The 18111-nt window shown below is 66.4% G+C and carries 19 protein-coding genes; 10 read left to right on the top strand and 9 right to left on the bottom strand.

Translation table 11 applies throughout. From position 1 onward, the window contains the following. Positions 1–13 precede the first annotated feature (13 nt). The 6 genes from AVTE2539_RS08705 to def form a co-directional block, all read right to left on the bottom strand. The gene (locus AVTE2539_RS08705; protein ID WP_284409793.1) at positions 14–1207 is read right to left on the bottom strand and encodes a phosphoglycerate kinase; all 1194 of its coding nucleotides are present in this window, start codon (positions 1205–1207) and stop codon (positions 14–16) included. A gap of 101 nt (positions 1208–1308) precedes the next feature. Then, the gene (locus tag AVTE2539_RS08700; RefSeq protein WP_272566502.1) at positions 1309–1644 is read right to left on the bottom strand and encodes an AzlD domain-containing protein; all 336 of its coding nucleotides are present in this window, start codon (positions 1642–1644) and stop codon (positions 1309–1311) included. Then, a complete protein-coding gene (locus tag AVTE2539_RS08695; protein ID WP_272566504.1) occupies positions 1641–2462 on the bottom strand; it encodes an AzlC family ABC transporter permease in 822 nt (273 codons plus the stop codon). Before AVTE2539_RS08695 ends, AVTE2539_RS08700 begins: the two co-directional genes overlap by 4 nt. Further along, a complete protein-coding gene (fmt, locus tag AVTE2539_RS08690) occupies positions 2459–3445 on the bottom strand; it encodes a methionyl-tRNA formyltransferase (protein ID WP_284409789.1) in 987 nt (328 codons plus the stop codon). The genes AVTE2539_RS08695 and fmt overlap by 4 nt, the downstream gene beginning before the upstream one ends. 16 nt (positions 3446–3461) lie before the next feature. Then, complete coding sequence (locus tag AVTE2539_RS08685) at positions 3462–3977, bottom strand: hypothetical protein (protein ID WP_284409787.1); 516 nt, start codon at positions 3975–3977, stop codon at positions 3462–3464. Next, positions 3974–4483 carry a peptide deformylase gene (gene def / locus AVTE2539_RS08680; protein ID WP_272566510.1) on the bottom strand — a complete coding sequence of 170 codons (510 nt, stop codon included), beginning with the start codon at positions 4481–4483 and terminating at the stop codon, positions 3974–3976. The genes AVTE2539_RS08685 and def overlap by 4 nt, the downstream gene beginning before the upstream one ends. Positions 4484–4684: 201 nt before the next feature. Here def and AVTE2539_RS08675 point away from each other — a divergent pair, with 201 nt between their 5' ends. Both AVTE2539_RS08675 and dprA read left to right on the top strand, forming a co-directional pair. Continuing rightward, entirely contained in the window at positions 4685–5893 is a 1209-nt protein-coding gene (locus AVTE2539_RS08675; RefSeq protein ID WP_272566511.1) for a LysM peptidoglycan-binding domain-containing protein, read from the top strand. Between the two features lie 69 nt (positions 5894–5962). After that, a complete protein-coding gene (dprA, locus tag AVTE2539_RS08670; protein ID WP_284409784.1) occupies positions 5963–7156 on the top strand; it encodes a DNA-processing protein DprA in 1194 nt (397 codons plus the stop codon). A gap of 54 nt (positions 7157–7210) precedes the next feature. On the opposite strand, the gene argC is transcribed toward dprA, so the two are convergent. Continuing rightward, positions 7211–8143 (bottom strand): N-acetyl-gamma-glutamyl-phosphate reductase, encoded by a 933-nt coding sequence (gene argC, locus AVTE2539_RS08665; RefSeq protein WP_284409783.1) that lies wholly within the window; start codon positions 8141–8143, stop codon positions 7211–7213. Positions 8144–8312: 169 nt separating this feature from the next. Between argC and sucC the strand changes: the two genes are divergently transcribed. The 7 genes from sucC (at position 8313) to AVTE2539_RS08630 (ending at position 15448) form a co-directional block, all read left to right on the top strand. Continuing rightward, positions 8313–9473, top strand: coding sequence for an ADP-forming succinate--CoA ligase subunit beta (gene sucC, locus AVTE2539_RS08660; protein WP_272566514.1), 1161 nt, complete (start codon positions 8313–8315; stop codon positions 9471–9473). A gap of 15 nt (positions 9474–9488) precedes the next feature. After that, positions 9489–10385: a succinate--CoA ligase subunit alpha gene (gene sucD, locus AVTE2539_RS08655; RefSeq protein ID WP_092742583.1), complete on the top strand. Its 897-nt coding sequence runs from the start codon at positions 9489–9491 to the stop codon at positions 10383–10385. Positions 10386–10512: 127 nt separating this feature from the next. Further along, a complete protein-coding gene (locus AVTE2539_RS08650; protein WP_284409780.1) occupies positions 10513–11205 on the top strand; it encodes a TerC family protein in 693 nt (230 codons plus the stop codon). A gap of 192 nt (positions 11206–11397) precedes the next feature. Continuing rightward, a complete protein-coding gene (locus AVTE2539_RS08645) occupies positions 11398–12204 on the top strand; it encodes a Stp1/IreP family PP2C-type Ser/Thr phosphatase (RefSeq protein WP_284406524.1) in 807 nt (268 codons plus the stop codon). Positions 12205–12257: 53 nt separating this feature from the next. Continuing rightward, on the top strand, positions 12258–12920 hold the full coding sequence (locus AVTE2539_RS08640; RefSeq protein WP_284400623.1) for an FHA domain-containing protein: 663 nt from the start codon (positions 12258–12260) through the stop codon (positions 12918–12920). A gap of 254 nt (positions 12921–13174) precedes the next feature. Continuing rightward, positions 13175–13666 carry a pilin gene (locus tag AVTE2539_RS08635; protein WP_284409778.1) on the top strand — a complete coding sequence of 164 codons (492 nt, stop codon included), beginning with the start codon at positions 13175–13177 and terminating at the stop codon, positions 13664–13666. 171 nt (positions 13667–13837) lie between these two features. After that, complete coding sequence (locus AVTE2539_RS08630; protein WP_284409775.1) at positions 13838–15448, top strand: PglL family O-oligosaccharyltransferase; 1611 nt, start codon at positions 13838–13840, stop codon at positions 15446–15448. On the opposite strand, the gene moaC is transcribed toward AVTE2539_RS08630, so the two are convergent. Further along, positions 15426–15938 carry a cyclic pyranopterin monophosphate synthase MoaC gene (gene moaC / locus AVTE2539_RS08625; RefSeq protein WP_284409774.1) on the bottom strand — a complete coding sequence of 171 codons (513 nt, stop codon included), beginning with the start codon at positions 15936–15938 and terminating at the stop codon, positions 15426–15428. The genes AVTE2539_RS08630 and moaC overlap by 23 nt on opposite strands. 171 nt (positions 15939–16109) lie before the next feature. Between moaC and AVTE2539_RS08620 the strand changes: the two genes are divergently transcribed. After that, positions 16110–17651: a M48 family metalloprotease gene (locus tag AVTE2539_RS08620; protein ID WP_502868898.1), complete on the top strand. Its 1542-nt coding sequence runs from the start codon at positions 16110–16112 to the stop codon at positions 17649–17651. Here the strand turns inward: AVTE2539_RS08620 and AVTE2539_RS08615 are convergent. Further along, entirely contained in the window at positions 17619–17975 is a 357-nt protein-coding gene (locus AVTE2539_RS08615) for a phage holin family protein (RefSeq protein WP_272569868.1), read from the bottom strand. The two genes, AVTE2539_RS08620 and AVTE2539_RS08615, sit on opposite strands and share 33 nt — an antisense overlap. Between the last annotated feature and the right edge of the window lie 136 nt (positions 17976–18111).

The following is an 18111-nucleotide window of genomic DNA, read 5'->3' as shown; positions in this document are numbered from 1 at the left end:
ACCCGCCGCCGGCTCAGCCCTGGGCGCGCTTTTGCAGGATCTCGAAGGCCGGCAGCGTCTTGCCCTCCAGCACTTCCAGGAAGGCGCCGCCGCCGGTGGAGATGTAGCCCACGTCCTTCTCGATGCCGTACTTGGCGATGGCCGCCAGCGTGTCGCCGCCGCCCGCGATGCTGAACGCGCTCGATTCGGCGATCGCCTGGGCGATGGCCTGGGTGCCGTTCTCGAACGCGGCGAACTCGAACACGCCCACGGGCCCGTTCCACACGATGGTGCCGGCCTGCTTGAGTTGCGCGGCCAGCTTCTTCGCGGTCTCGGGGCCGATGTCCAGGATCAGGTCGTCGTCGGCCACGTCGGCGGCCGCCTTCACCGTGGCGGGCGCATCGGCCGAGAAGGTCTTGGCCACCACCACGTCGGTGGGGATCGGCACCTCGGCGCCGCGCGCCTTCATGGCGTCGATCACGGCGCGGGCCTGGTCCAGCAGGTCGGGCTCGGCCAGGCTCTTGCCGATCGAAAGGCCGGCGGCCAGCATGAAGGTGTTGGCGATGCCGCCGCCCACGATGAGCTGGTCCACCTTGTCGGCCAGGCTCTTCAAGATGGTGAGCTTGGTCGAGACCTTGCTGCCCGCCACGATGGCCGCCAGCGGCCGCGCGGGGTGCGCCAGGGCCTTGGTGATGGCGTCGATCTCGGCCGACAGCAGCGGGCCGGCGCAGGCGGTCTTGGCGTATTCGGCGATGCCGTAGGTCGTGCCCTCGGCGCGGTGCGCGGTGCCGAAGGCGTCGTTCACGTAGATGTCGCAGAGCGCGGCCATCTTCCTGGCCAGCGCGGGGTCGTTCTTCTTCTCGCCGGGGTTCACGCGGCAGTTCTCCAGCAGCACGACCTGGCCGGGCTGCACGGCCACGCCGTCCACCCAGTCGGTCACCAGCGGTACCTCGCGGCCCAGCAGTTCGCCCAAGCGCTTCGCAATGGGGGCGAGCGAGTCGGCGGGCTGCAGCGTGCCCTCGGTCGGGCGGCCCAAGTGGCTGGTCACCATGACGGCGGCGCCGGCGTCCAGCGCCATCTGGATGCATGGCACCGAGGCGCGGATGCGCGTGTCCTCGGTGATGTGGCCGGCGTCGTCCTGCGGCACGTTCAGGTCGGCGCGGATGAACACGCGCTGGCCACGGGCCTGGCCTTGGGCGCAGAGGTCGGAAAAGCGAAGGATGTGCATGGATCGATGGGGCCGGCGGGCGGCGCGGGGAGGGTGGAAAACTGCGCCGCATTGTAGGTGCGGCCCCGTGCCCGGCCGTGTCGGCCGGCGCCGCCCGTGGGCTACCAGCCCAGGCCGATGTGCAGCGGCAGGTAAACCACCATGCCCACGACGATGGTGCCCAGGATGCCGCGGCGCCAGAAGTAGTAGCCGGCGGCGCACAGCACGGACGGCAGGCGCGCGTCCTGCAGCGTGCCGATCAGCTCGCCCTGCGCCATGAAGATCTCGGGCGCGATCACCGAGGCCAGCGCGGCCAGCGGCGCGTACTTGAGGCCGCGCTTGAGCCAGCCCGGCAGGGGCAGTTCGCGCTCGGGAATCATGAAGAACGCGCGCGACACGACCGTGATGGCGGCCAGGCCCAGGATGGCGATGGTGGGCTCGACCCAGGACCAGCTCATGGGTGGCGCTCCTCGCGCAGCGGCACCACGTCGCCGTCCTGCACGTGCTTTTTCTCCTCGGGGGGCAGCACGCTCTCGGCCGGCACCAGCAGCACCTCGGGCTTTCGCAGGTGGCGGTCCACCGTCTCGATGATGAGGCCCACGGCCACGGCCGCCGCGATCGCCACCAGGATGTTCAGCTTGAGCGGCAGCGCGAACGCCGCGATGGCCGCCGTCATGGCCACGCCCGTGGCCAGCCAGGTGGCGCGGTCGAACAGCATGGACAGCATCACGCCCAGCAGCGCCAGCACGCCCGCGAAGCCCAGGCCCCACGACAGCGGCACCACGTTGGCCAGCAGGATGCCCGTGATCGACGGCACCTGCCAGGACAGCCAGTTGATCGACGCGGCGCCCCAGAAGTACGGCACCTGCTCGGGCTGCGGCGTGGGCTGGGGGTAGCGCTTCATGAAGGCGACGAAGATCACGTCGCCGCTGAAATACCCCACCGCCAGGCGCCGGCGCAGCGGCAGGTGCGCGAAGTAGCTGCGCCATAGGCTGCTGAAGATGACGAAGCGCAGGTTCACGCACGAGGCCGTGAGCCACACCACCCACAGCGGCGCGCCGACGGCCATCAGCGGGATCACCGTGAGCTGCGCGCTGCCCGCGTACACCGCGAGCGACATGAAGATCGCCATCGGCACCGACATGCCGCTCTTGACCATGGCCACGCCGGTCACCAGCCCCCAGGCGCCCACGCCCACGCTGGTGCCGAACATGTCCAGCACGCCCTGGCGGTAGGCGGGATGCCGGACGAGCGCGCCCAGTCCCCGGGCGCTCATTCCCGCGCCCCGGCCGGCGCGCCGCCCCCCAGCACCATGCCGGGCGCGAGCGCGAAGCCGCGCAGGAAATCGGCCACCGGCAGACGCTTGCCGCCCGCGCGCTGCAGCGTGGTCAGTCGCAGCGTGCCGTGGCCGCAGGCCACCGTCACGCCGGCGTCATTCACGGACAGAATCTGCCCGCAAGGCATGGAATCCGCCGGCATCGTGTTATCGATTTCATAGCTCCACACCTTGATCGCCTCGCCGTCCAGCGTGGTCGATGCGCCGGGAAACGGGTCGAAGGCGCGGATGCGCCGGCCGATCGACTCGGCGGGCAGGGCCCAGTCGATGGCGCTCTCGGCCTTCTCGATCTTGTGCGCGTAGGTCACGCCCTCGGCGGGCTGGGGCGTGGCGGCCAGGCCGACGCGGGCGGCCCGCTCCAGCGCCTCGACGACCATGCGGCCGCCCAGGTCGGCCAGCCGGTCGTGCAGCGTGGCCGTGGTGTCGCGCGGGCCGATGGCGGTTTTTTCGATGAGCAGCATGTCGCCCGTGTCCAGGCCGGCATCCATCTGCATGATGGTCACGCCCGTCTCGGCATCGCCCGCCTCGATCGCGCGGTGGATGGGCGCGGCGCCGCGCCAGCGCGGCAGCAGGCTGGCGTGGATGTTCAGGCAACCCCTGGCCGGCAGGTCCAGCACCCACTGAGGCAGGATCAGCCCGTAGGCGGCCACCACCATGGCATCGGCCCCGGCGGCGACCAGCGCATCGCGCGCGGCGGCCGCGTCTTCGGGGTACTTGCCGTCCAGGCGCAGGCTGCGCGGCTGCGCCACGGCGATGCCGTGCTCCAGCGCGCACTGCTTGACGGGCGAGGCCTGCAGCTTCATGCCCCGGCCGGCAGGGCGGTCGGGCTGGGTCAGGACGAGGGGGACGGTGAAGCCGGCGTCCAGCAGGCGCTGGAGGGCGACGCGGGCGAAGTCGGGCGTGCCGGCAAAGACGATCTTCATGAAGGCGGTCGCGGCGTCAGAATCCCAGCAGATCGCGGGGATCGGGCTCGTCCGTGAACATCACCTTCACCACCACGCCGCGCGGGTCGATGTGCACGTGGCCGAAGCGCCGGGTGCCCAGGTCGTCGCGGAAGCGGTAGGTCCAGATGTCGCCGTCGAAGCGCGCCACCTGCTCCACGCGCATCGGCGGGCCGAAGGTGCGGCGCACGTCGTCCACCGTCCAGCCGGCCGGAATGCCGGCCAGGTTGTTGAAGGTCAGCACCTGGTCCGTTCGCACGAGCCGGCCGCCGGCGTCGAAGTCCATGTGGTAGACCTGCCGGCCCGCGGGCTGGGTGGTGTACAGCAGCCGCTCGCCGCCACCGGGCAACGGCGTGACGGACACCGGCGGGCCCAGGTTCTGCAGCACCTCGGCGCGCGAGGCGCCGGGCTTGACGAAGTCGGGCGACGCGCACGCGGTGAGCACGGCCGCCAAGCCGATGGCGGCCATGCCGCGCGCCAGGGAGGAAAAGGAAAGGGAGCGCCAGGCGATCATGATCGTGCCTCACGTTGCTGCTTGAGCATCTTGGTCTTGATGCGGTTGCGTTTGAGGGGCGAGAGGTACTCGACGAACACCTTGCCCAGCAGGTGGTCCATCTCGTGCTGGATGCACACCGCCAGCAGGCCCTCGGCCTCGACCACGCGGGACTGGCCCTGGGCGTCCAGCGCCCGCACGTGGACCGCGGTGGAGCGCGCCACGCCGTCGTAGATGCCGGGGACCGACAGGCAGCCTTCCTCGCCCACGGTCTTTTCCTCGCTGGCCCAGAGGATCTCGGGATTGATGAAGACCTGGGGCTGGTCGTGGTCCTCGGAGACGTCGATGACCACGATGCGCTCGTGAACGTCCACCTGCGTGGCCGCCAGGCCGATGCCGTTGGCGTCGTACATCGTGGCCGCCATGTCGTCCAGCAGGGCGCGCACGCGGTCGTCCACGGCCTGGACCGGCTTGGCCACCGTGTGCAGGCGGGGATCGGGGTAACAGAGAATAGGAAGAATGGCCATGGCGAACCCGGAAAGATGTCGCTATTTTCGCCACTTTTGACGGGGACGGCCGCCGCCCGCCGCAATAATCGTTGCCCAATCAAGGGCTTGGGCTGAGAATCCGAGAAGATTTGTAACGTATCAACCGGCGGGTTTTGTAACCGACAAACACGCGCTGGCGCCAGCGAGGGGCGTTTCGCAATGCATGACAAGAGGAACAACATGACGGCATCCACAGGCTTGCGGCCCACGGCGCTGGGAGCGCTGGCTTTTCTGGCCGCAGCCCTGCTGACCGGCCCCGCGCATGCCCAGAACTACCCTGTCACCACCGATCAGCGGGCCACCGCCCAGCAGGTGGCCTCTCGGGGCGTGCCGATGTCGGAACTGGCCGCCAACGCGCCGGACACCTATGTGGTCAAGCGCGGCGACACCCTCTGGGGCATCTCGGGCATGTACCTGCAGCGCGCCTGGCGCTGGCCCGAACTCTGGGGCATGAACCTGCAGGCCATCCCCAATCCGCACCTCATCTTCCCCGGCCAGACGCTGTACCTGGAAAAGGTGGACGGCTATGCCCGTCTGCGCACCAGCCCGTCGGGCCAAGTGCCCAATGACACGGTGCGCGTCTCGCCCCGCACCCGCACCGACAGCCTGGCCGGCACCGCGCTGCCCACCCTGCAGCCCCACCTGATCGAGCCCTTCCTCGTCGAGCCGCTGGTGGTGGACGAACTCACGCTGCAGCAGGCCCCGCGCATCGTCGCCACGGTCGATGAACGCGTGCTCATGGCCAGCGGCGACCGGGCCTACGTGCGCGGTGCCACCGGCAATCCGCTGCGCCTGGGGCCCGGCGTGCCGCGCCAGTACCGCGTGTTCCGCAATGCCATCCCCATGAAGGACCCCGAGTCCGGCGAGATCCTGGGCTACGAAGCCCAGTACGTCGGCAAGGCCGAACTGGTGCGCGGCGAGACCACCGAGGAAACGCGCGACCCCAAGGGCGAAGTCACGCTCGACGTGGTGCCTGCCACCGTGGACCTGAGCAGCGCCAAGGAGGAAATGCGCGCCGGCGACCGCCTGCTGCCCGCCCCCGCCCGCGGCTACGCCAGCTACACGCCGCGTGCGCCGCAGGCCCCGGTGGATGCGCGCGTCGTGTCGCTGTACGGCAGCTCGGCCGTGGCCTATGCCGCTCAGAACCAGGTGATCGCCATCAACCGCGGCACCCGCGACGGCATCGAGGCCGGCCATGTCCTCACGCTGCTCACCAAGGGCGAGCGCATCAAGGACAAGACCGACGAGAACAAGGCCATGATCAAGCTGCCGAGCGAGGCCAACGGCGTGGGCATGGTGTTCCGCACGTTCGATCGCGTCTCCTACGTGCTGCTGCTGCAGGTGCAGCAGGGCGTGCGGGTCGGCGACCGCCTCGTCAATCCGCAGTAAGCCCTGCGGCCCACTCCGGGGGCGCCTTGGCGGGCGCCCCTTGGCCTCGGGATGCCTGCTTTGACCTCCATGGATCGGGACGAATTGGCCGCCTGGCTGCGGCTGGCGCTCACGCCCGGCGTCGGCAATGGGGCCGCGCGCCGGCTGCTGGCTGCGTTCGGCCTGCCGCAGAACCTGTTCACCGCATCGCCAGCGGCGCTGCAGGCCTGTGCCACGCCCGCCCAGGCGCGGGCCCTGGGCACCGTGCCGCCCACGCTCGAGGCGCTGGTCGAGACTACCTGGCAGTGGCTGAACGGTGCGGCGCCGGGCCAGACCGCCCGCCAGATCGTCACGCTGGGCGATCCGGCCTATCCGCCGGGCCTGCTGGCCACCGAAGACCCGCCCCTCATGCTCTACCTCCTGGGGGCACCGCAGTTCCTGGCGCAGACGACACCCTGGACGACCGAGCGCTGCATCGCCATCGTGGGCAGCCGCAATCCCACGGCGCAGGGCGCCGACCATGCACGGCAGTTCGCGCGGGCGCTGCGCAGCGCCCGTTTGTGCATCGTCTCCGGCCTGGCGCTGGGCGTGGATGCCGCGGCGCACGAAGGGGCGCTGGACGGCGGGGTGGACGGTGCCGACGATCTGCCCGCGACCCTCGCGGTGGTGGGCACCGGGCTGGACCGCGTCTACCCGCGCAAGAACTTGGACCTCGCCCACCGCATCGCGCAAAACGGCGTGCTGGTGAGCGAGTACCCGCTGGGCACGCCGCCGCTGGCGGGCAATTTCCCCAAGCGCAACCGCATCATCGCGGGGCTGTCGCAAGGCACGCTGGTGGTGGAGGCGGCGCTGGCCTCGGGCTCGCTGATCACCGCCCGGCTGGCGGCCGAACAGGGGCGGGAGGTGTTCGCCATTCCCGGCTCCATCCACGCGCCGCAGTCCCGGGGCTGCCATGCGCTGATCCGGCAAGGGGCCAAACTGGTCGAGTCCGCGCAGGACGTGCTGGAAGAATTGCGCTTGGCGCCTTCCGAGGCACCGCGGGCTGCACCCGCATCGCAGGCGCCCTCGCCGCGCAGCGATGGCGAAAGCAGCGAGGCGTTGCCGGCGGGAGAGCATGCGGCACTGCTGCAGGCGCTGGGGTTCGACCCGACCGGCCTCGATGCGCTGGTGGCGCGCACCGGCATGGATGCCGCGTCGCTGCAGGTCGCCTTGCTCGAACTGGAACTGGACGGGCAGGTGGCCCGCCTGCCCGGTGGGCTCTTTCAGCGCATGGGGCGGGCCTGAGGCCGGGCGTACGGCATCGCGGCGCCGCCCCCGCCCCTCAGCCGCAACGGCCCATCACAGGCCCAGCATCAGCTTCAGGTTCTGCACCGCCGCGCCGCTGGCACCCTTGCCGAGATTGTCCAGGCGGGCCACCAGCACCGCGTGGCGGTAGTTTTCATTGGCGAACACGCGCAGTTCGAGCTGGTTGGTGTCGTTGAGCGCCAGGGCGTCGAGCTTGCCGTCGTCAGTTGGCGGCAACACCTTGACCCATTGGTCCGGCGTGTTGCTCTTGGCGTAGTGCGCGACCAGGGCGTCGTGCAGGTCGGCTGCCTTGGGCGCGCCGGGCAGCAGGTCCAGGTGCAGCGGCAACTGCACCAGCATCCCCTGCTGGAAATTGCCCACCGCCGGCACGAAGATCGGCCGGCGCGTCAGGCCGGTGTACTTCATGATCTCGGGCAGGTGCTTGTGCGACAGGCCCAGGGCATACAGCTCGAACGCCGGGGCGGCGTTTTGCTCGTAGGCCTCGATCATCGTGCGGCCGCCGCCCGAGTACCCGCTCACCGAAGGCAGGGCCAGCGGGAAATCGACCGGCACCAGACCGGCCTCCACCAGCGGGCGCAGCAGCGCGATCGCCCCGGTGGCATAGCAACCGGGGTTGGCCACCCGCGTGGCCGATGCCACGGCATCGCTCTGGCCCGCGGCCAGTTCGGGAAAACCAAACACCCAGCCCGCCACCGTGCGGTGCGCCGTGCTGGCATCGATCACCTTGATGCGGCGGCCGCCGGCCTTTTCGATCTCGTCCACCATGGCCACGGTCTCGCGGGCGGCATCGTCGTGCAGGCACAGGATCACCAGATCCACGCCGGCGATCAGTTCGCGCTTGGCGGCCGGGTCCTTGCGCCGCTCGGGCGCGATGCTGACCACCTGCACCTGCGGCATCGCCTGCAGGCGCTCGCGGATCTGCAGGCCCGTGGTGCCGGCTTCGCCGTCGATGAAGACTTTGGACATGGAATGCTCCTGCAAAAGATGGCCGTGGCGGCCCGCCGTGGTACGTGACATCCGCAAGGGATGGTGCATCGCAGCATGATACAGTCGCCGGTTGCCATGTCACCCGCCCGCGGCCAGACATCTGCTCATGGCAAACGGGTTACCAACATCCTTCCCTGAGAGAGACCTCATGAAGATTCACGAATACCAAGGCAAGGAAATCTTGCGCAATTTTGGTGTGCCCGTTCCGCGCGGCATTCCTGCTTTCACGGTGCAGGAAGCCGTGGAGGCTGCCCAGAAGCTCGGCGGCCCCGTGTGGGTGGTCAAGGCCCAGATCCACGCCGGTGGCCGTGGCAAGGGCGGCGGCGTGAAGGTCGCCAAGACCATCGACGATGTCAAGCGCATCTCGGGCGAAATCCTGGGCATGCAGCTCAAGACGCACCAGACCGGCCCCGAAGGCCAGAAGGTCCGTCGCCTGTACATCGAAGACGGCGCCGACATCAAGAACGAACTGTATGTCTCGCTGGTGACCGACCGCGGCACGCAGAAGGTGGCCTTGATCGCTTCCAGCGAAGGCGGCATGGACATCGAGGAAGTGGCGCACTCCACGCCCGAGAAGATCATCACCGAGATGATCGATCCCCTGACCGGCATCACCGCCGAGCAGAGCAAGAAGGTGGCTGCAGCCATCGGCCTGACCGGCGCTTCCATCGACCAGGCCGTGGACATCTTCGCCAAGATCTACAAGTGCTACATGGAGACGGACGCTTCGCTGGTGGAAATCAACCCGCTGAACTGCGACTCCAAGGGCAACCTGATGGCGCTGGACGCCAAGTTCAACTTCGACGCCAACGCGCTGTTCCGCCATCCTGAAATCGTGGCCTACCGCGATCTGGACGAAGAAGACCCGGCCGAAGTGGAAGCCTCCAAGTTCGACCTGGCCTACATCAGCCTGGACGGCAACATCGGCTGCCTGGTGAACGGTGCCGGCCTGGCGATGGCCACCATGGACACCATCAAGCTGTTCGGCGGCGAGCCGGCCAACTTCCTGGACGTGGGCGGCGGTGCCACCCCCGAGAAGGTCACCGAAGCCTTCAAGATCATGCTGAAGAACCCCAAGGTCGAAGGCATCCTGGTCAACATCTTCGGCGGCATCATGAAGTGCGACACCATCGCCACGGGCGTCATCACCGCGTGCAAGGCCGTGAACCTGAACGTGCCGCTGGTCGTGCGCATGAAGGGCACCAACGAAGAGCTGGGCAAGAAGATGCTGGCCGAATCCGGCCTGCCCATCATCGCCGCAGACACCATGGCCGAAGCTGCGACCAAGATCGTTGCTGCCGTCAAGTAAGCCCGGAGAACACACATGTCGATCTACATCAACAAAGACACCAAGGTCATTACCCAGGGTATCACGGGCAAGACCGGCCAGTTCCACACGGAAAAGTGCCAGGAGTACGCGAACGGCAAGAACGCCTTCGTGGCGGGCGTGAACCCGAAGAAGGCCGGCGAGTCGATCTTCAACATTCCGATCTACGCCTCCGTCAAGGAAGCCGCATCGCAGACCGGCGCCACCGTGTCGGTGATCTATGTGCCGCCCGCAGGCGCTGCCGCTGCCATCTGGGAAGCCGTGGAAGCCGATCTGGACCTGGCCATCTGCATCACCGAAGGCATTCCGGTGCGCGACATGCTCGAAGTGCGCAACAAGATGAAGGCCAAGGAAGCCGCTGGCGGCAAGAAGACGCTGCTGCTGGGCCCCAACTGCCCCGGCCTGATCACGCCCGACGAAATCAAGATCGGCATCATGCCCGGCCACATCCACCGCAAGGGCCGCATCGGCGTGGTGAGCCGTTCTGGCACGCTGACGTACGAAGCCGTGGCCATGCTGACGGAAGTGGGCCTGGGCCAGTCGAGCGCCGTGGGCATTGGTGGCGACCCCATCAACGGCCTCAAGCACATCGACGTGATGAAGGCCTTCAACGACGATCCCGATACCGATGCCGTCATCATGATCGGCGAAATCGGTGGTCCGGACGAAGCGGAAGCCGCCCAATGGTGCAAGGCCAACATGAAGAAGCCGATCGTGGGCTTCATCGCCGGCGTGACCGCCCCTCCCGGCAAGCGCATGGGCCACGCAGGCGCGCTGATCTCCGGCGGTGCCGACACGGCCGATGCCAAGCTCGCCATCATGGAAGAGTCGGGTTTCATCATCACCCGCAATCCTTCCGAGCTCGGCAAGTTGCTCAAGGCGCAGCTGAAGTAATCTGTAAGCAAAACTACGGACGAAAGGGGTTTGCAGCCCCGATAAACTGCGCTCTCCCATAAAAGAAGAGGCGCCCGAAACCCTGGTTTCGGGCGCCTCTTTCATTCATAACACGGAGATACCTCGCATGGAATTCCTGCACACGGCCGACTTCTGGATCGGCCTCGTCAAGATCGTCTGGATCAACATCATCCTGTCCGGCGACAACGCCGTGGTCATCGCACTGGCCGCGCGCTCGCTCCCCCCGCACCAACAGAAGAAAGCCATTTTCTGGGGCTCCGGCGCCGCCGTGGTGCTGCGCATCGTGCTGACCGTGGTAGCCGCCAAGCTGCTGGAGCTGTCGTTCCTGCAGATCATCGGCGGCTGCCTGCTGCTGTGGATCGGCCTGCAGCTGATGACCGACAGCGACGAAGACGGCGAAGGCTCCCAGTCCGGCGGCGGCCTCATGGCGGCCGTCCGCACCATCCTGATCGCCGACCTGGTGATGAGCCTGGACAACGTGATCGCCGTGGCCGCCGCGGCCCACGGCAACATGGTCCTGTTGATCCTCGGCCTGGCCATCAGCATTCCGCTCGTCATTTTTGGCAGCACGCTCATGATCAAGCTCATGGAGCGCTTTCCCATCATCGTCCTGTTCGGCGCTGGCCTGATCGGCTGGGTGGGTGGCGAGACCATCGCCAGCGATGCATCGCTGCACGATGTCGTCCTGGCCCATCCTTCCTTGCACTATGTGGCAGCCGCTCTGGGCGCCCTGTTCGTGGTGGGCGCCGGGAAATTCCTGCAGTCACGGGCGCAGCAAAACTCGGCGGCGGCCGGTTGATGCGGTTGTGCCTCCGGTAGCCCGATGAAAACTTGGGGTTGGCCGACCCCGAGGCCCTCTCGGCGGCGGGTCCGTCGTCTATGATGCGGAACGCGACGCAACAGGGCACGACATGGGGGATTTTCAAAAAACTGCAACAGGGACTGCGCACACCGCTGGCGCAGCTTTGCTTCTCCCTGCGCCGGGTGAAGCATGACCTTGGGTATCAAGCTGAACTATCAGTTTTGCGCCCGCACCGACCAAGGCCGGGTGCGCTCGAACAATGAAGACGCCGTGATCGCGGACGCCAGCGCGCAGCTGGCGGTGCTCGCCGATGGCATGGGCGGGTACAACGCGGGCGAAATCGCAAGCGGCATGGCCACTAGCCTCATTCACGACGAAATGACCCAGTGGCTGGCGCAAGCCGGCCCCCGTGCCGCGTCGACGGAAGTGCGCCGAGCGCTGGAAGACTGCGTGGAGCGCACCAACCACGCCATCTTCGATGCGTCGCTCTCCCATCCGCAGTATTCGGGCATGGGCACCACGGTAGTGGTCGGCGTTTTTCTGGGCGATCGCCTGATCCTCGGGCACATCGGCGATTCACGGTGCTATTGCCTGCGCGGCGGCGTGCTCAGGCAGATCACGCGCGACCACTCCTGGCTGCAGGAACAGGTGGATGCAGGCATCCTCACGCCGCAAGAAGCGGCGATATCGGGCCAGCGCAACCTGGTCACCCGGGCCCTTGGCGTGGAAAGTGCTGTACTGGTCGAAATCAATGAGTTTCCCGTGGAGCCGCAGGATCTGTTCGTGATGTGCTCGGATGGCTTGACCGACATGGTCGAAGACGATCAGATTCAAACGCTGGCCCTGGTACAGGAACCCCTGGAGGACAAAGCCGCCCATCTGATCGAAGCCGCCAATGCCCGGGGCGGCCGCGACAACATCAGCGTGCTGCTGGTGCAGGCGGGATCCATTGAGAGGAAGCGCGGCTTGATGTCGCGATTTTTGCGTGCCGATTGAAGTTGAATCAGCCACCTGGCCGACCATCGCAATGAAAGAATGAGGAATTGATCATGCCGAAAATGATCGTGTCGATCGACGGAGTCGTCATCAAGGAAGTCCAATTGACGAAGGAGCGTACGACCCTCGGCCGCCGCCCCTATAACGACATCGTCATCGACAACCTGGCCGTCAGTGGCGAACACGCCGTGCTCCATGTCTCGCCCGACGAGGTGGAGATCGAGGACCTCGGCAGCACCAACGGCACCTACGTGAATGGGCAACCCGTCAAGCGCCAGCCGCTGCGCAACGGGGACACGGTGGAAGTGGGTAAGTACAAGATCCGCTTCCTGCAGGAAAACGAGGGCGAAAACTTCGAAAAGACCATGGTGTTCAAGCCCGGCATGGTGCCGCCGCGGCCATTGACCTCCCGTTCCGCCCCGCTGTCCGCCGCCGGGTCGACGCCTGCTCCGGTCTTGAGCGCGTCGATCCGGGTCTGCTCAGGGGCGGCTGCAGGGCGCGAGGTGGCGCTGGTCAAGGTGGTGACCACCATCGGCAAGCCGGGTGTGGCGGTTGCGTCGATCACCAAGCGGCACCATGGATTTGTGCTGTCGCACGTGGAAGGCGCGCAGCGGCCTCAGTTGAATGGCGCCGTGATGGCGGATGAACCGGTGCTGTTGAAGAGCGGGGACCGCTTGGCGCTGGCAGGGACGGAGATGGAGTTCGTCCAGGGCTGATCGATTGGTATCAGTCGGCTTGCGATGCGGCGAGATTCGTAACTCACGCATCTGCTTGTGACAGGGGTGGTGGACAAATTTGTCACAAGTGCCAGGGATGGAACGATTCAGACGGGGGTTCCCTGGTCTGTCCCCCTGGGGTTTTTCTGTTTTACCGGATGAGCTGCATTGGCATGGAACCTGCTGAGTTGATGGCGGACCTGGAGAATTCTTCTGCAGGTTTTTATTTGCAATCGACCTCCTAGGAGAGATTTATGAAGCGCAATCTGCAAAAGGGTTTCACCCTGATTGAATTGATGATCGTGGTGGCGATTATCGGTATTCTGGCTGCCGTGGCCCTGCCGGCCTACAAGGACTACACCATCAAGGCGCGCATGTCTGAAGTGGTTCTGGCCGCTTCCCAATGCCGTACGACCATCAGCGAAACCATCCAAAGCATGCGCACCGATGCGACGCTGTCGGGTACGAATGCCTTCGGTTGCGATGCAACGGGTCCCACCAAGATGGTGGCCTCGATCACCACCGATGCGACCACCGGCATTATCACTGTCGTGCCGCATGCAACCAACCTGGGTGTGACGATGGCCAGCACCGACACCATCACGCTCACGCCCAAGAAGGACAGCGGTGGTAACAACTTTGCACTGGGCACGGCTACCAACGGCGGTCAAGGCCTGCAAGTCTATGAGTGGATCTGCAAGAGCACCGGCGTTGCTTTGCGTTATGCACCCGGTTCTTGCAAGTAATCACTGAACGCTTGGCGTTTCTATTCAAAAAAGGGGGCTTCAGCCCCCTTTTTTCTTGGCCCTTAAAGATTTATGGCTCCCACTTCTTCCTCCCGTTCGATACCGTTGGCTGTATTGGGTGCGTTGGTTTTCGCCTTGTGCTGGCTATTGCCCAACCACCACGAGCCCTGGGTGGACTTCTATTCGGATGCGTGGGCGGCCTGTGCGATGTGGGGGCTTGGCGCCGTAGTGCTATGGCGGATCAACAAAGCTCAGGCGGTAGCGTGGCATGTTCTTCCCCTGGCGGTGTTGGCGTGCTGTGTGATCGTATGGGCGCAATACGCAGCCGGTCTGGTGGAGGCGAGAGGGGTGGCGTGGACCAGTTCCCTGTATTTGATGGGCTTGGCCCTGACCATGCTGGTGGGGGCCGCGCTGGAGCGGTGGCGGCCTGCTCAAGCCGCCGATTTTCTGTTCATGGCGGCGCTGGTGGGGGCGTTGGGGTCGCTGCTGATCCAATTCCAGCAATGGCTCCAAGTCGACCCCGGCAGCGCGTTCTGGCTCTTCATTCCTGCCCCTCCCGAGCGCTTTCATGCCAACCTGGGGCAGCCGAACCAATTGGCCAGTTTGCTCTGCCTCGGCGTGCTGGCGTGTGCGTGGCTGCATCAGCGTAGCCGATTGCCTGGCCTTGTGGCTTGGCTCCTGGCCGTTTTGCTGGCTGTCGGACTGGCGCTGGCGGAGTCGCGCACGACCTGGCTGGTCGTGTTGTTGTTCTTGGCGATGCTGGCCCTGTTCCGCAAACGCCTGGCCATCACGCGGGGCGTCATGGTGGGCGCGTTCACCTGGACCGGCATGTTCGCGGTTTTCCTCGTTGCGCTGCCCCATGTCGATGTGTGGTTGGGACGTGCGTCCCAGCTGCGACCCGTGCGGAGCATCTCGAACCTGGAACTGCGCCTGGACGTCTGGATGCATCTGTGGGAAGCCGTATGGAGTCGCCCCTGGTTTGGTTTTGGCTGGATGCAAACCAGTTTTGCGCAGTTCGCTCCGAACCCCTACGACATGGTCACGGCGGGAACGCACCGGCATGCCCACAACCTGCTGATGGATCTGCTGGTTTTCACAGGGATTCCGCTGGGTCTGGCTTTGTGCGCAGTGCTGGTCTTGTGGACCGTTCATGCGATCCGTCGCATGGCCCAGCCAGAGCACCTCTGGATGTTCCTGTTCGTGGCCGCGCTGGGTGTGCACGCCATGCTGGAATACCCCCTCTACTACGCTTACTTTTTGCTGCCGTGCGGCCTCATGCTGGGCGCGTTGAACGAGGCACTGCGGTTCAAGCCCGTCGGGCAGACGGGGCGTTGGCCGATCGCCATCATGATGGGAGTGGCTGGCGTGGGATTGGCCATCACCATCCACGACTACCTGCGAATCGAAGACGATTTCTTCTCTCTCCGCTTCGAACGCCAGCAATTGGCCGCGCCCTCGGATCGCCTGGCCCCGGAAGTGGTATCTCTGACCCAGTTGCAGGACTTGATGTGGCTTATCCGGGTGAATCCCGGCAAGGCGCACTCCGAGCAGGATCTGGTCCGTGCTTCACGGACCACGAAACTCCTGCCCAGCACCATCACGCTCTACAAGCTTGCCGCGATGTATGCCTCGGCCGGCAAAACCCAGGAGGCGGAATATTGGGTCGTGGTGATGACGCGCTTGAACCAGCCCAGCCAGAATCTGGTCGCCGAGTTGCGCCGCCAATGGGATGAACAGGCCGCGGTCTATCCGGAGATGGCTAAGGTGGCGTGGCCGAAGTAGGGGGTGTTTTCCAGTCGGATTTGCCGCCGAGTTTTTTCGCCACCCTCACGCCGCTGATCTCCATGTGCTTGTCCACCGCCTTGCACATGTCGTACACCGTGAGCAAGGCGACCTGGGTGGCCATCAACGCCTCCATTTCCACGCCCGTCGGCCCCACGGTTTCCACGGTCGCCGTGCATTCGATGCCGACCCCCTCGGATGCGGTCGCAAACGTCACGGCGATGCGCGTCAGCGACAAGGGATGGCACAGCGGAATCAGATCGCTGGTCTTTTTCGCCGCCTGAATGCCCGCGATGCGGGCGATGCCCAGCACGTCACCCTTCGCGGCGGTGCCTGACTGGATGATGGCCAGGGTTTCGGGCTGCATCTCGATGCGGCCGGTGGCGACGGCAACGCGGTGCGTGGCTGGCTTGGCGCTCACATCGACCATGTGGGCCTGTCCCAGGGCGTCGAAATGGGTCAGGCTGGAGGGAGTGGGGGTGTCGCTCATACAAGTACTGGTGATTGCACGCGGGTCATTCGCTGGCAGGGAACATTCGGGGGCCAGGGCATCATACGGTCATGTGTAGCGGCCAGGGCCGGGGTGGCGTGGCCGAATCAGTGCAGGAGACTTTGCGTGCCATTTGATCGAAAACGGCCTCTGGTGCTTGTGCGTCAGGCGGTGGCCGCTTCCCTTTTCATCGTGAGCGGTGTGTGCGGCACGACCGCCGTGCATGCGCAAGCGGGCCTGCCCACGCTGGGTGACAGCTCCGACCTCACCACCGCCCAGGAGCGCCAGCTCGGCGACCGCATCATCCGCGAGCTGTACCGCGATCCGGATTACATCGACGACGCCGTGCTCAACGAGTACGTGGACAGCATCTTCCAACCCCTGGTGAAAGCAGCGCGAGAGCGCGGGGAACTCTCCCCCGAACTGGACGAGCGCTTTGCCTGGGAGATTCTGCTGGGCCGTGACCGCACGGTGAATGCCTTCGCGCTGCCGGGCGGCTATTTCGGTGTGCACCTGGGATTGATCGGCGTGGTGTCCACGCGCGATGAGCTGGCGTCGGTGCTGGCGCATGAGCTGAGCCACGTCACGCAGCGCCACATCTCGCGCCTGATCACGCAGCAGAACCGGCAGACGCCGTTGATGCTCGGGGCCTTGGTGCTGGGCGCGCTGGCCGCCAGCAAGAGCCCCAATGCGGCCCAGGCGCTGATGATCGGCGGGCAGGCGGTGGCGGTGCAGAACCAGCTGAACTTCTCGCGCGACATGGAGCGCGAGGCCGACCGCATCGGCTATGGGCTGATGGCGCCGGCCGGCTTTGCGCCGCAGGGGTTCGTGGCCATGTTCGACAAGCTGCAGCAAGCCAACCGCATCAACGACAACGGCAGCTGGCCCTACCTGCGCAGCCACCCGCTGACCACGCAGCGCATTGCCGACATGCATTCGCGGCTGCCGCCAGGGGGCTCTGCCGCACCGGCCACGCCCACGCTGGAACACGCGATGATGGCCGCGCGCGCCCGCGTGCTGTCCCGTCCGGGCGTGGATGTCTGGCGGCAGTGGACGACTGAACCGCTGGGCACCGGTTTCGCGGCCCAGCCGTTGCCCCGCCGGGTGGCGGCCTGGTACGCGGCGGCGCTGAGCGCCAGCCAGCTGCAGGACGTGCCGGCGGCGCGCACCGCACTGCGGGGCTTGATGGAGGCGGTGCGCGGCGATGCGCCGGCGCTGCGGCAGGCGAGATTGCTCAGTGCGGAAATCGAATTCGCGGCCGGGGACTTCCAGGCCGCACTGCAGCAGTTGCCAGCGCAGGCGACCCTGGCTTCTTCGGCACACCCGCCCGCCCAGGCCGCTGCGCCGACGGGGCGGCCGGAGATGCTGCTGCGCACGCAGGCCCTGCTGCGCACGGGCAATGCCCAGGAAATGACCGGCCCGCTGCAGACGCGGGTGGCGACGCATCCGCACGATGCCACCGCATGGCATTTGCTGGCGGCGGTGTGGCAGCAGCAGAACCACCCGCTGCGCGCGGTGCGGGCCGAGGCCGAGGCGCATGCGGCACGCTACGACTACCAGGCGGCAGTGGACCGGTTCAAGGCGGGCCAGGATCTGGCGCGCAAGAGCGGCAGCCGGGGGGGCGACCCGGCCGACTACATCGACGCGTCGATCATCGAGACGCGTCTGCGGGCCGTCGATTCACTTCTTAAGGAACAGGCCGCCGAGCGCTGATTCGATGAGCACGCCCAGCACCGAATAGATCAGCGAGCCGATCAACGCCGCCGCGAAGCCCCGCACCTGGAAGCCGTCGCCCAGTACCGTGGCGGCGGCCCAGAACATGAGCGCGTTGATGACGAAGAGAAACAGCCCGATGGTGAGGACGGTGACCGGCAGCGTCAGCACCACCAGCACGGGCCGCAGCACGACATTGAACAAGCCGATGACGAAGGCGGCAATGAGCGCGCTGGTGAAGCTTTTCACCTCCACGCCGCTGTACACGTAGGCCACGAACAGCAGCGCCGCAGCGCTGAGCAACCACTTGAGGATGAGTTTCATCATGGCGCGGGAGCATAGCACCCGCATGCCATGGCTCGGCGGATTCGCTGGTCTGTTCCCCGGCCCGCGAATGCGCTCAACCGCTGCGTTCAGGCACCAGCGAAGCGATGGCTTCGTGGGTTCTTCGGGCGAGGCT

Source organism: Acidovorax sp. SUPP2539, from assembly GCF_030158975.1.
Classification (GTDB): Bacteria; Pseudomonadota; Gammaproteobacteria; order Burkholderiales; family Burkholderiaceae_C; genus Paracidovorax.
The sequence above is the reverse complement of the archived record's forward strand: the minus strand, read 5'-3'. Positions and strand labels throughout refer to the sequence as shown.